At 69.4% G+C, this 12,662-nt stretch carries 15 protein-coding genes; 3 read left to right on the top strand and 12 right to left on the bottom strand.

Annotation, left to right across the window (positions count from 1 at the left end; genetic code table 11):
• Positions 1 to 35: 35 nt before the first annotated feature.
• The 11 genes from OG446_RS07565 to OG446_RS07615 all read right to left on the bottom strand — a co-directional run bounded on the left by OG446_RS07565 (position 36) and on the right by OG446_RS07615 (position 9,209).
• Positions 36 to 401, bottom strand: coding sequence for a VOC family protein (locus OG446_RS07565; protein ID WP_328893289.1), 366 nt, complete (start codon positions 399 to 401; stop codon positions 36 to 38).
• 74 nt (positions 402 to 475) lie between these two features.
• Positions 476 to 907 (bottom strand): VOC family protein, encoded by a 432-nt coding sequence (locus tag OG446_RS07570; protein ID WP_328893290.1) that lies wholly within the window; start codon positions 905 to 907, stop codon positions 476 to 478.
• A 201-nt stretch (positions 908 to 1,108) separates the two neighbouring features.
• The gene (locus OG446_RS07575) at positions 1,109 to 2,503 is read right to left on the bottom strand and encodes a hypothetical protein (protein ID WP_328893291.1); all 1,395 of its coding nucleotides are present in this window, start codon (positions 2,501 to 2,503) and stop codon (positions 1,109 to 1,111) included.
• 148 nt (positions 2,504 to 2,651) lie between these two features.
• Complete coding sequence (locus OG446_RS07580) at positions 2,652 to 2,990, bottom strand: metal-sulfur cluster assembly factor (protein WP_093539690.1); 339 nt, start codon at positions 2,988 to 2,990, stop codon at positions 2,652 to 2,654.
• On the bottom strand, positions 2,987 to 3,442 hold the full coding sequence (gene sufU, locus OG446_RS07585) for a Fe-S cluster assembly sulfur transfer protein SufU (RefSeq protein ID WP_024492621.1): 456 nt from the start codon (positions 3,440 to 3,442) through the stop codon (positions 2,987 to 2,989). Before sufU ends, OG446_RS07580 begins: the two co-directional genes overlap by 4 nt.
• 21 nt (positions 3,443 to 3,463) lie before the next feature.
• Complete coding sequence (locus OG446_RS07590; RefSeq protein WP_148015902.1) at positions 3,464 to 4,720, bottom strand: cysteine desulfurase; 1,257 nt, start codon at positions 4,718 to 4,720, stop codon at positions 3,464 to 3,466.
• Positions 4,717 to 5,481 (bottom strand): Fe-S cluster assembly ATPase SufC, encoded by a 765-nt coding sequence (gene sufC, locus OG446_RS07595; RefSeq protein WP_326663577.1) that lies wholly within the window; start codon positions 5,479 to 5,481, stop codon positions 4,717 to 4,719. Before sufC ends, OG446_RS07590 begins: the two co-directional genes overlap by 4 nt.
• Before the next feature lie 7 nt (positions 5,482 to 5,488).
• Entirely contained in the window at positions 5,489 to 5,806 is a 318-nt protein-coding gene (locus tag OG446_RS07600) for a bifunctional 3-phenylpropionate/cinnamic acid dioxygenase ferredoxin subunit (protein WP_136328637.1), read from the bottom strand.
• Positions 5,806 to 6,987, bottom strand: coding sequence for a Fe-S cluster assembly protein SufD (gene sufD / locus OG446_RS07605; RefSeq protein WP_326663574.1), 1,182 nt, complete (start codon positions 6,985 to 6,987; stop codon positions 5,806 to 5,808). The genes OG446_RS07600 and sufD overlap by 1 nt, the downstream gene beginning before the upstream one ends.
• A 63-nt stretch (positions 6,988 to 7,050) precedes the next feature.
• Entirely contained in the window at positions 7,051 to 8,472 is a 1,422-nt protein-coding gene (sufB, locus tag OG446_RS07610; protein ID WP_136328638.1) for a Fe-S cluster assembly protein SufB, read from the bottom strand.
• Positions 8,469 to 9,209: a helix-turn-helix transcriptional regulator gene (locus OG446_RS07615; RefSeq protein ID WP_328893292.1), complete on the bottom strand. Its 741-nt coding sequence runs from the start codon at positions 9,207 to 9,209 to the stop codon at positions 8,469 to 8,471. Before OG446_RS07615 ends, sufB begins: the two co-directional genes overlap by 4 nt.
• Positions 9,210 to 9,345: 136 nt before the next feature.
• Between OG446_RS07615 and OG446_RS07620 the strand changes: the two genes are divergently transcribed.
• The 3 genes from OG446_RS07620 to OG446_RS07630 all read left to right on the top strand — a co-directional run bounded on the left by OG446_RS07620 (position 9,346) and on the right by OG446_RS07630 (position 12,146).
• Positions 9,346 to 10,293 carry an ABC transporter ATP-binding protein gene (locus tag OG446_RS07620; RefSeq protein ID WP_328893293.1) on the top strand — a complete coding sequence of 316 codons (948 nt, stop codon included), beginning with the start codon at positions 9,346 to 9,348 and terminating at the stop codon, positions 10,291 to 10,293.
• Entirely contained in the window at positions 10,290 to 11,057 is a 768-nt protein-coding gene (locus tag OG446_RS07625; protein WP_328893294.1) for an ABC transporter permease, read from the top strand. Before OG446_RS07620 ends, OG446_RS07625 begins: the two co-directional genes overlap by 4 nt.
• A gap of 75 nt (positions 11,058 to 11,132) precedes the next feature.
• Positions 11,133 to 12,146 carry a COX15/CtaA family protein gene (locus tag OG446_RS07630; protein ID WP_328893295.1) on the top strand — a complete coding sequence of 338 codons (1,014 nt, stop codon included), beginning with the start codon at positions 11,133 to 11,135 and terminating at the stop codon, positions 12,144 to 12,146.
• Positions 12,147 to 12,240: 94 nt separating this feature from the next.
• Here the strand turns inward: OG446_RS07630 and OG446_RS07635 are convergent, their stop codons facing one another.
• On the bottom strand, positions 12,241 to 12,597 hold the full coding sequence (locus OG446_RS07635) for a hypothetical protein (protein WP_328893296.1): 357 nt from the start codon (positions 12,595 to 12,597) through the stop codon (positions 12,241 to 12,243).
• Positions 12,598 to 12,662: the final 65 nt, after the last annotated feature.

Consider the following 12,662-nt stretch of genomic DNA (forward strand, 5'->3'; position numbering starts at 1 on the left):
CTGCTCCCCGGAGGCGCCGCTCATCGGCGGGAGGCTCAGTCGATGAGCGAGTTCTTCGGGGACAGCACGCAGAACTCGTTGCCCTCCGGGTCCTCCAGCACCACCCAGGTCGCGCTGCCCGGCTGCCCGACGTCGGTGCGCCGGCCCCCGAGCGCGATGATGCGCTCGACCTCGGCGTCCTGGTCGTCGGGGGCCAGGTCGATGTGCAGCCGGTTCTTGATCCCCTTCGCCTCGGGCACGGGGACGAAGGTGATGCCCGGCAGGGCGTCCTTGTCCGCGCCGATGACGATCTCCTCGTCGGTCTCGAAGAGCACCTGCCAGTCGAGCACCCCGCACCAGAACCGGGCGAGCGAGGGAAGGTCCCGGGCGTCGACGACGATGCTGTAAAAGGAAGCGGTCATGTCCGTCATCATGCCCGGCGGGCATGATGACGCGGGTGGTTCACCCGGCGGAGGGCGTTTGGCGGATCACCCCGTCAGCCCGAGGCCGCGGCGACACAGAACTCGTTGCCCTCCGGGTCCGCCATCAGCACGTGGTGCCCGTCGAACTTCTCCAGGACGCTCCCGCCCGCCCGCACCAGGCGTACGGACTCCGCCTCGATCCGGGCCCAGCGCTCATCGGGGCTTCCGTGCCCCGGCACCCGGACGTCCATGTGGAGCCGGTTCTTCGCTGTCTTGGGCTCGGGGACCTTGAGGATGGACAGCCGGGGGCCCGCACCATCGGGATCGCAGAGCCAGGCGCCGTCGTCCGCGGAGTCCTCCGGCAGGCCGAAGGACGCGAGCCACTCCTCACGCGTCCGGAACGGCGCCGGTGGCGGCTCGTCGACGTAGCCGAGAGCCGTCTTCCAGAAGGCGGCGAGAAGCGGCGCATGTGCGCAGTCGAGGGTCAGATCGATTCGTGCTGCCATGGGGCGACCGTACTGCCCGCCTGTGACACAGGCGGGCGGACGGGGCCGGGCCCTCCGGCCGCGACTCCCGCCGCGCAGGAGGCGAACGCGGGTGGGTCTCCCGCACGGTGCCGTCGCGACCGGCGGGACGGCCGCGACGGCCGGCCGGGCCGACAGGCACGGCCGTACGGCGGGGCGAACCCTTCGGTTCGCCCCGCCGGATCAGCTGCCCACGGTGAACCAGGTGGCGCGGGACTTCTTCCACGCGTCGTGGTCGAGGTCCTTGGCCTCGGTGCCGTCGCCGTACAGATCGGCCGAACCCGCGTCCGTGATCAGCTGGGCGCGTGCGCCCGGCACCGTCAGATCCGGGACGTCCACCACGGCCTCCCAGCCGCCCGGGTCGGCGGTCGGCAGGTCCAGCCGCTTGACCGGCGCGTGCCCCGCGACGCCGTCCCATGTGTAGAGGGCGTACGGGTCGGAGTTGTCGTCCGCGGCCCAGGAACCGGCCACGATCAGGTACTGATCGGCGGAGTTCTTCCGGATGTCACGGATGCTGAGCCCGCCGAGGTCCAGCTCGACGGGCGTGCCGATGACCGCCTTCGCTCCGGAGCCGGCCACCTTGTCGAAGTTGGTGACGGGGACGAGCAGCGCCTTGCCGCCCGCCTTCGGCGGTACGAGCGGTGCCCGGAAGCCGAGGTAGGCCGTGGTCGTCGAACCGGGGGCGAACTCCAGGCCCTCGACGTTGAACCCGTCGATCTGCTTGGGGGCTTCGCCGTCGGCCGTGCCCGCGGCGAAGCCGTAGCGATTGCCGTTGGCCTTGTCCCAGGCGACGAGGTCGTCCCGCAGCTTCCTGTACGAGCCGCCGACGGTCAGCTGGGTCGTCGCGCCGGAGCCGCTCACCGTGGTGGTGAAGACGGTGTTGCGGTCGGCCTTGTACTCGCCGTCCTTGTTGTTGCCCAGCGAGCCCGTCCAGTAGATGGTGTTGCCGACGCGGGCCGCACCCTCGATGTCGATCTCCTTGGAGACACCGAGCTTCGAAGCCACGTCCCAGGTCCGTACGGGCGCACCGGAGACCGAACGGTCGTAGAGACGCAGGGTGTTGGTCTCGTCGTCCGCGACCACGGCGTAACCGCCCCCGGCGTCGACGGCGGCCGAGGCGTCCGAGGAGCCGGTGAGGTAGCGGGTGTCGGAGGCGTTCTGCACGGCGGCGGAGGCCGCGAAGTGCAGCGTGCTGGTGGCGGTCTTGCCGCCGAGTCCGGTGACCTTGATGGTGAGGTCGGTGTAGCCGCGTGCGTGCGGGGCCACACGGAGCTGCCGGGTGGCGCCGGCGCCGGTCACGGTGACGTCCCCGGTCGCGGCGACGGACGACTTGGAGCTGGCGGAGGCGGCCACGCCGAGCGCGGTGACGTCGGCGCCGCTCTGGGCGACGGTGACCGTCACCACGGGGTCGGCGGTGGCGCCGACCGCGCCGGAGAGGTATTGGGCCGACAGGGCAATCGTCGGCGTTCCGTAGCTCGCGGCGTGCGCGGGCACACCGAGGCCCAGAGCGGCGAGTGCCAGGGCGCCTCCGGCGGCGGCGACGGTTCCGCGATGGCGTAGGACAGGGGTGTGCGGCACGGCGTACCTCTCGTCGGCGTGGTGTCGAGGAGTAGGTTCCGGCTCCCGTACCAATGGGCGGCACACGCCAGGCGTACGCCGGACGAACGGACAAAGCCGAACGGCCCCCGGCGGGTGCCGGGGGCCGTTCGTACGCGTACGGGGGTGCTCAGACGTTGAAGCCCAGCGCGCGCAGCTGCTCGCGGCCGTCGTCCGTGATCTTGTCCGGGCCCCACGGCGGCATCCAGACCCAGTTGATCCGGAGTTCGTTGACGATGCCGTCGGTGGCGGACTTCGCCTGGTCCTCGATGACATCGGTCAGCGGGCAGGCCGCGGACGTCAGGGTCATGTCGAGGGTCGCGATGTTGGCGTCGTCGATGTGGATGCCGTAGATCAGGCCCAGGTTGACGACGTCGATGCCCAGCTCGGGGTCGACGACGTCGTACAGCGCCTCGCGGACCTCCTCCTCGGAGGCAGGCTTGGTGGTGAGAGTCTCGTTGTCGCTCATGCCGTCTTCCCTTCGGACAGCGCTTTCGCCGTCGCGTCCTTCCACGCCATCCAGCTCAGCAGCGCGCACTTGACCCGGGCCGGGTACTTGGAGACACCGGCGAACGCGACCGCGTCCTCCAGCACCTCCTCCATCGCATCGTCCGGCTCCAGCTGTCCCTTGGACTGCATCAGCTCCAGGAACGCGGCCTGGATCTTCTGGGCCTCGCCCAGTTCCTTGCCGACCAGCAGCTCGTTCAGTACGGAGGCGCTGGCCTGGCTGATGGAGCAGCCCTGGCCCTCGTAACTCACATCGGCGATCGTCTCGCCGTCGTAGCGCACCCGCAACGTGATCTCGTCACCGCACGTCGGATTGACGTGATGCACCTCGGCGTCGCCGTCCCGCAGGCCGCGCCCGTGGGGGTGCTTGTAGTGGTCCAGGATCACTTCCTGGTACATGGAATCAAGCTTCACCAGTCAACCCTCAGCCGCTGTCTAACCGAAAAAGTTCCGGACGTGGTTCAGACCGTCCACCAGGGCGTCGACCTCGGCGGGCGTGGAGTACAGATAGAACGACGCTCGCGTCGTCGCAGGAATTCCGTACCGCAGGCAGACCGGCCGTGCGCAGTGGTGTCCGACCCGGACCGCGATGCCCTCCTCGTCGAGCACCTGGCCCACGTCGTGCGGGTGGATGTCGCCGAGCGTGAAGGAGATCGTGGCGCCGCGGTCCTCCGCGGTGGCCGGACCGATGATCCTGAGGTCCGGGACCTCCAGCAGGCGCTTCACCGCGTATGCGGTGATGGCCTGCTCATGGCGGTGGATGTTCTCCATGCCGATCGCCGAGAGGTAGTCCACGGCCGCACCGAGGCCGACTGCCTGGGCGATCGGGGGCGTACCGGCCTCGAACTTGTGCGGCGCGGGGGCGTACGTCGACGAGTGCATCGACACGGTCTCGATCATCTCGCCGCCGCCGAGGAACGGCGGCAGGTCCTCCAGGAGCTCCTGCCGTCCCCAGAGCACGCCGATGCCGGTCGGGCCGACCATCTTGTGACCGGTGAAGGCCACGAAGTCGGCCTGGAGCGCCTGCACGTCGAGCACCATGTGCGGGGCGGCCTGCGAGGCGTCGATGCAGACCAGTGCACCGACCTCCTGGGCGCGCCGGACGATCTGCTCGACCGGGTTGATCGTGCCCATGATGTTCGAGACCAGCGTGAAGGAGACGATCTTCGTCTTCTCGGTGATGATCTCGTTGATGTTGGACAGGTCCAGCCGGCCGTCGTCCGTGATGCCGAACCACTTCAGCTTCGCGCCGGTGCGCTGCGAGAGCAGCTGCCACGGCACGATGTTGGAGTGGTGCTCCATCTCCGTGGTGACGATCTCGGTCTCGTGGTCGACCCGGTAGGGCTCGTCGGCCCAGCCGAGCATGTTGGCCACGAGGTTGAGCGACTCCGAGGCGTTCTTGGTGAAGATCACCTCGTTGCGGCTGGGCGCGTTGATGAACGCGGCGACCTTGTCACGGGCGCCCTCGTACAGCGCCGTGGCCTCCTCCGCGATCGTGTACACGCCGCGGTGCACATTGGCGTTGTGCCGCTCGTAGTACTCGTTGAGGGCATCGAGCACCTGGCGCGGCTTCTGCGAGGTCGCAGCGCTGTCCAGATAAACGATCTTCTTACCGTCGTGGACCGTACGATCCAGCAGGGGGAAGTCCTTGCGGATCGCCTCGGTGTCGAGGAGGCCCGGCAGCTGTGTCACGCGGAAGCGCCACCCTTCGTGTAGGCCTCGTAGCCCTCGTCCTCCAGCTTGTCCGCGAGCTCGGCGCCGCCGGACTCGGCGATGCGGCCGTTGGCGAAGACGTGCACGAAGTCGGGCTTGATGTAGCGGAGGATCCGCGTGTAGTGCGTGATCAGCAGGGTGCCGACCTCGCCGGACTCGCGGACCCGGTTGACTCCTTCGGAGACGGTCTTCAGCGCGTCGACGTCCAGGCCGGAGTCGGTCTCGTCGAGGATCGCGATCTTCGGCTTGAGGAGCTCCAGCTGAAGGATCTCGTGGCGCTTCTTCTCACCGCCGGAGAAGCCCTCGTTGACGTTGCGCTCGGCGAACGCCGGGTCCATCTGGAGGCCGGCCATCGTCTCCTTGACCTCCTTCACCCAGGTACGCAGCTTGGGCGCCTCGCCGCGGACGGCGGTGGCGGAGGTACGCAGGAAGTTGGAGACCGAGACACCGGGGATCTCGACCGGGTACTGCATGGCGAGGAACAGGCCGGCGCGGGCGCGCTCGTCGACGGTCATGTCCAGGACGTTCTCGCCGTCCAGGGTCACCGTTCCACTGGTGATCGTGTACTTGGGGTGACCCGCGAGCGAGTACGCGAGGGTGGACTTGCCGGACCCGTTGGGGCCCATGATGGCGTGGGTCTCGCCCTGCTTCACGGTCAGGTCGACGCCCTTGAGGATCTCCTTCGTGGCGTTGTCGGCCTCGACGGTGACGTGCAGGTCGCGGATTTCAAGCGTTGCCATGGGTGACTCAGGACTCCTGGGTGACGGAGACGAGCACATCGTCCCCTTCGATCTTGACGGGGTATACGGGGACGGGGCGCGTCGCGGGAAGGCCGGACGGCTTGCCGGTACGGAGGTCGAAGCTCGATCCGTGCAGCCAGCACTCGATCATGCAGTCCTCGACCTCACCCTCGGACAGCGACACGTTCGCGTGCGAGCAGATGTCGTTGATCGCGAACACCTCGCCCTCGGTGCGGACGACGGACACCGGCGTGCCGTCGAGCTCCACCCTTTTCGGGGTGTCGTCCTCCAGCTCGCTCAGCGCGCACGCCTTGACGAAGGTCATCAGACCGACGCCTTCAGCTCGGTCTCGATCTTGTCGAGGAGGCGGGCTTCGACGTCCGGCAGACCGATCTGCTGGACCAGCTCGGCGAAGAAGCCGCGCACGACGAGTCGGCGGGCCTCCTCGGCCGGGATGCCGCGTGACTGGAGGTAGAACAGCTGCTCGTCGTCGAAGCGGCCGGTCGCGGAGGCGTGACCGGCGCCGACGATCTCGCCGGTCTCGATCTCCAGGTTCGGCACCGAGTCGACCCGCGCACCGTCCGTGAGGACCAGGTTGCGGTTCATCTCGTAGGTGTCGGTGCCCTCGGCCGCGGCCTGGATGAGGACGTCGCCGATCCACACGGCGTGGGCGCCGTCGCCCTGCAGCGCGCCCTTGTAGGCCACGTTGGACTTGCAGTGCGGGGTGTTGTGGTCGACCAGGAGGCGGTGCTCCTGGTGCTGGCCCTTGTCGGTGAAGTACAGACCGAAGAGCTCGGCCTCACCGCCGGGGCCCGCGTAGGCGATCCGCGGGTGGAGCCGGACGAGGTCGCCGCCGAAGGTGACGATGATGGACTTGAAGGAGGCGTCACGGCCGACCAGCGCGTTGTGCTGGCCGACGTGGACGGCCTGCTCGTCCCAGTCCTGGACGGAGACGACGGTCAGCTTCGCACCGTCGCCGAGGACGTAGTCGACGTTGGCGGCGAGCACCGCGTCACCGGTGTGGTCGATGACGACGACGGCCTCGGCGAAGGCGCCCAGCTCGATGACCTGGTGGCCGTAGGCCACACCGCCCTCGCCGTGCACGGCGATCCGGATCGGCTCGGTGAGCACGGCTTCCTTGGCGACGGTGACGACGGAGGCCTGCTCGAAGGACGAGTACGCCTGCGCGGCGACCCGGTCCACCGGCGTACCGGCCTTTCCGAGGCGTGCGTCGTCGCGGCCGACGGTCTCGACCGTGACGCCCGCGGGCGCCTCGATGGCGACCTTCACGCCGCCGCCGCCCGCGACGGCCGTGCCGTCGTGCAGCCCGCGCAGCCGCTCCAGCGGCGTGAACCGCCACTCCTCCTCGCGACCGTGCGGGACGGGGAAGTCCGCGACGTCGAAGGACGGGGGCGCGCTCATGCGCGTGGCGACGGTCGACTCGGCGGCCACCGCGATGGACCCGGCGGTCGTGGAGCCCGCAGGGATGTTCTGAGCCTCAGCCATGGCTGTCGTGGTGCTCTCTTTCTCAGTCGGACAGATATCAGGGGGATCCGGGCGATCGGCGTACTAGCCGACCGAACCCTCCATCTGCAGCTCGATCAGCCGGTTGAGCTCGAGGGCGTACTCCATCGGGAGTTCCTTCGCGATCGGCTCGACGAAGCCGCGCACGATCATCGCCATCGCCTCGAACTCGGTCATGCCGCGGCTCATCAGGTAGAAGAGCTGGTCCTCGGAGACCTTGGAGACGGTCGCCTCGTGACCCATCGACACGTCGTCCTCGCGGACGTCGACGTACGGGTAGGTGTCGGAACGCGAGATGGTGTCGACCAGCAGCGCGTCACAGAGCACATTGGACTTCGAGCCGGGCGCGCCCTCGCCGATCTCGATGAGACCGCGGTAGGAGGTACGGCCGCCGCCTCGCGCCACCGACTTGGAGACGATGTTCGACGAGGTGTTCGGAGCCATGTGGACCATCTTGGCGCCGGCGTCCTGGTGCTGGCCCTCGCCCGCGAAGGCGATGGACAGGGTCTCGCCCTTGGCGTGCTCGCCCATGAGGTAGACGGCCGGGTACTTCATGGTGACCTTGGAGCCGATGTTGCCGTCGACCCACTCCATCGTCGCGCCCTCGTAGGCGACGGCGCGCTTGGTCACCAGGTTGTAGACGTTGTTCGACCAGTTCTGGATCGTCGTGTAGCGGCAGCGGCCGCCCTTCTTCACGATGATCTCGACGACCGCGGAGTGCAGGGAGTCCGAGGAGTAGATCGGCGCGGTGCAGCCCTCGACGTAGTGGACGTAGGCGTCCTCGTCTACGATGATCAGCGTCCGCTCGAACTGGCCCATGTTCTCCGTGTTGATACGGAAGTAGGCCTGGAGCGGGATCTCGACGTGCACGCCCTTCGGCACGTAGATGAACGAGCCGCCCGACCACACGGCCGAGTTCAGCGAGGCGAACTTGTTGTCACCGACGGGGATGACGGTGCCGAAGTACTCCTTGAAGAGCTCCGGGTGCTCCTTCAGCGCGGTGTCGGTGTCCATGAAGATGACACCCTGCGCCTCCAGCTCCTCGTTGATCTGGTGGTAGACGACCTCGGACTCGTACTGCGCGGCGACACCGGCGACGAGGCGCTGCTTCTCCGCCTCCGGGATGCCGAGCTTGTCGTACGTGTTCTTGATGTCCTCGGGCAGGTCCTCCCAGGACTCCGCCTGCTTCTCCGTGGAACGCACGAAGTACTTGATGTTGTCGAAGTCGATGCCCGACAGGTCCGAGCCCCAGTTCGGCATGGGCTTCTTGCCGAAGAGCTTGAGGCCCTTGAGCCGCAGCTTCAGCATCCACTCCGGCTCGTTCTTCTTCTCCGAGATGTCGCGGACGACGGCCTCGGAGAGGCCGCGCTTGGCCGCTGCGCCTGCCGCGTCGGAGTCGGCCCAGCCGAATTCGTACGTGCCCAGGCCATCGAGCTCAGGGTGGGCAGTCTCCGTAGGGAGCGTCATGCGGGGTTCCTCCCGGCCGTTCTTGCAGATGCTGAATCAGTGGTCTGTGGGGTGGGGTGCCCGCTGCGCGGAATGTACGTCGTACACACCCCGTCGCCGTGGGCGATGGTGGCCAGACGCTGCACATGGGTCCCCAGGAGGCTGGAGAAGAACTCCGTCTCCGCCTCGCACAGCTGCGGGTACTGCTCGGCGACATGTGCGACCGGGCAGTGGTGCTGACACAGCTGTTCACCCTGCTGCGGGCCCGGCGCGCTGCGCGCCGTAGCAGCGTACCCGTCGGCGGACAAGGCCTTGGCCAGCGCCTCCGTACGGGATTCGGGGGCCGCGGCCTCGACGGCCGCGCGGTAGGCCGCCGACTGGTCGGCGATCCTGGCCCGGGCGAAGGCCATGACCGCTTCGTCGCCCGAGGTCTCGGCGATCCAGCGCAGGGCATCCGCGGCGAGCTTGTCGTACGACTGGTCGAAGGCGTCCCTGCCGCAGTCGGTCAGGGCGAACACCTTGGCCGGACGGCCACGGGTCCGCGCCCCGTAGACCCGCTGCTCGCGGGCCTCGATGACATCGTCGGAGACGAGGGCGTCGAGGTGGCGGCGGACGGCTGCCTGGGTGAGTCCCAGGCGCTTCGCCAGGTCGGCGACGGTGGACGGGCCATGGTCCAGGATGGAGCGCGCGACCCGGTTGCGCGTCGAGCGCTCTCCGGTCGCGAGTTCCTCCTGCGGAGCCTCGCCAACGTATTTCACAACGCCATTGTTGCGTAATTCCTCCGGCTCTGACAACCACGGTCCGGAACGATCAAGGGTGGAATCCATCACTTAGGGTTACCTAATCAAGCCCCCGGACCGGGCCCCGGCGGACGGCTGCCTAGACTTACCGCCCATGAAGAGCGAGCCCGCCCCACCCCCCTCCGGCCCGGTCGTCCAGGTCCGCGGCCTGGTCAAGCGGTACGGCAGCAAGGCCGCGGTGGACGGCCTCGACCTGGACGTCCGGGCCGGTGCGGTCACCGCGGTCCTCGGCCCCAACGGCGCGGGCAAGACCACCACGATCGAGACCTGCGAGGGATACCGCCGTCCGGATGGCGGGACGGTCCGGGTCCTCGGCCTCGACCCGGTCGCCGACGCGGCGCGTCTGCGCCCCCGCATCGGCGTGATGCTCCAGTCCGGCGGCGTCTACTCCGGCGCGCGCGCCGACGAGATGCTCCGCCACATGGCGAAACTGCACGCCCACCCCCTGGACGTGGACGCCCTCATCGAGCGTCTGGGCCTCGGCGGCTGCGGCCGCACCACCTACCGCCGGCTCTCCGGCGGCCAGCAGCAGCGGCTCGCCCTGGCGATGGCCGTCGTGGGCCGCCCCGAGCTGGTCTTCCTGGACGAGCCGACCGCGGGCCTCGACCCGCAGGCCCGCCGCTCCACCTGGGACCTCGTGCGCGAGCTGCGCGCCGACGGGGTCTCCGTCGTCCTCACCACCCATTTCATGGACGAGGCCGAGGAGCTCGCCGACGACGTCGCCATCATCGACGCCGGCCGGCTCCTCACCCAGGGCAGCCCCGAGACCCTGTGCCGCGGCGGCGCCGAGAACACCCTTCGTTTCACCGGCCGCCCCGGCCTCGACCTCGGCTCCCTGCTGAAGGCGCTGCCCGACGGCACGGCGGCCGCGGAGCTCACGACCGGCGCGTACCGCATCACCGGCGACGTCGACCCGCAGCTGCTGGCCACCGTGACCTCCTGGTGCGCCCAGCACGGCGTGATGCCCCAGGGCATCTCCGTCGAGCGCCACACCCTGGAGGACGTCTTCCTCGAACTGACCGGCAAGGAGCTGCGCGCATGAGCGCCGGTACGTACGCCCCCCGGCCGGGCGCGGCCCCGCTGCCCCGCATGATCGCCGCGCAGACCGCGCTGGAGACCCGGATGCTGCTGCGCAACGGCGAGCAGCTGCTGCTGACGGTGATCATCCCGACGCTGCTGCTCGTGCTGTTCAGCGCGGTCGACATCGTGGACACCGGCTCGGGTGAGTCGGTCGACTTCCTGACGCCCGGCATTCTCGCCCTCGCCGTGATGTCCACGGCGTTCACCGGCCAGGCCATCGCCACCGGCTTCGAGCGGCGCTACGGCGTGCTCAAGCGGCTCGCCGCCTCACCGCTGCCCCGATGGGCGCTGATGACCGCCAAGACGCTCGCGGTCCTGGTCACCGAGGTGCTCCAGGTCGTGCTGCTGACGGTGATCGCCTTCGCGCTGGGCTGGTCGCCGCACGGCAACCCGTTCGCCGTGCTGCTGCTCCTGATCCTCGGCACCGCCGCGTTCTCCGGGCTGGGCCTGCTGATGGCCGGGACGCTGAAGGCGGAGGCGACGCTGGCCGCCGCCAACCTGGTCTTCCTGCTGCTGCTGGTCGGTGGCGGGGTCATCGTGCCGCTGGACAAGTTCCCGGACGCGGTGCAGTCGGTGCTGGGGCTGCTGCCGATCGCGGCCCTGTCGGACGGGCTGAGGGACGTGCTGCAGCACGGCGCCGCGATGCCGTGGGGCGACCTGGGGATCCTCGCGGTGTGGACGGTGCTGGGGCTGGGCGCGGCGGCCAGGTTCTTCCGCTGGGAGTGAGCCCGCAGGTGCGTTCCGTAAGGGGTTCGGGGTAATCGTCCCCCTCGTGAAAGCTTGCACAAGCGGCCGCCTACGATGGTGCGCGTGCCCAAGCTGACCCGAGCCGAAGTCGCTCAAGCCGTACGGAATCCGCTGCTCTACATCGCCGAGCGCTGGACGCCGTCCCCCCGGACCGTCCGCCGTGCGGCGATGTCGGCCGTCGTCATGACCGTCGTCATCGTCGTCACCGGCGGTGCCGTGCGGCTGACCGGTTCCGGCCTCGGCTGCCCGACCTGGCCCAAGTGCACCGACGACAGCCTGACGACGACCAGTGAGATGGGCTTCCACGGCGTCATCGAGTTCGGCAACCGGATGCTCACCTACGTCCTGTGCGCGGCGGTCGGGTGGGCGATCATCGCCGCCCGGTCCGCCAAGCCGTGGCGCCGCAGCCTCACCCGGCTCGGCTGGACGCAGTTCTGGGTGGTCATGGGCAACGCCGTGCTCGGCGGCATCGTGGTGCTCGTCGGCCTCAACCCGTACACCGTCGCGGCACACTTCCTGCTCTCCACCGCACTGCTCACGATCGCCCTGGTGACCTGGCAGCGGGTCCGGGAGGGTGACGAGGCGCCGCGCCCCCTGGTGGGCAAGGCCGTCGCACAGCTGACCTGGCTGCTGGCGGTCGCCGCCGGGCTGCTGATCGCGGTCGGCACGGTGGTCACGGGGGCCGGGCGGCACGCCGGTGACTCCAGCGACGTCCACCGCATCCCGATCGACTGGAAGATGATCGCGCAGCTCCACGCCGACCTGGCGTGGGTCGTGGTGGCGCTGACCGTCGCACTCTGGTTCGTCCTGAAGGCCGTCGACGCGCCCGTGGGCCCGCTGCACCGCGCCCGGGACCTGTTCGTGATCCTGATGGCGCAGGGCGTGATCGGGTACGTGCAGTACTTCAACGACACCCCCGAGATCCTGGTCGGGGTGCACATGTTCGGCTCGTGCCTGGTCTGGATCGGCGTGGTCCGCGTCCTGCTGTCGCTGCGTGAGCGGCCGGTGGCTGTCGCCGCGGTTCCGGGCCCGGCGGCCGAGCAGCCGGAGCCGGCTGCGGCGGGCTGAGCCCGCACCCCCCTCGCCCAACGCGTCAGGGGCTCCCCCGCACGGCTGGTACGCCGTCCTGCGGGGGAGCCCCTGATGCGTTGGCGGCCGTTCCTCAGGCCTTGTTCGCCGGGCCGCCGATCTGGATGCCGGCCATGCGGGTCCACTCGTACGGGCCCGTGTGGACCTTCGCGGCGAACTCGCCGTCGAAGGACTCGTGCATCGTGATCCCGGACTTCCGCGCGGCGCTCTCGGCGACCGCGTACGAGGGGGCGACGAGGTCGCCCCAGCCCCCGTCCTCACCGACGAGGACGATGCGGGTGCCCATCTGCCCGATGTAGGCGAGCTGCCCCTCGGCACCGCCGTGCGCCTTCGCGAACGCACCGATCTGCTTGGCCAGCCTGGCCGCCCTGCGCTCCGCGCGTGCCGCCTGCTTGCTGTCCACCTGCTGGGTCTCAGCCGTCTCTGCCATGCACCAGATGCTACCGATGGGTAGATCAACGTGCGACGGGCGGGGAGCGTGGCCTGTGCCACGCT

This window comes from Streptomyces sp. NBC_00236 (genome assembly GCF_036195045.1).
Taxonomy (GTDB): Bacteria; Actinomycetota; Actinomycetes; order Streptomycetales; family Streptomycetaceae; genus Streptomyces.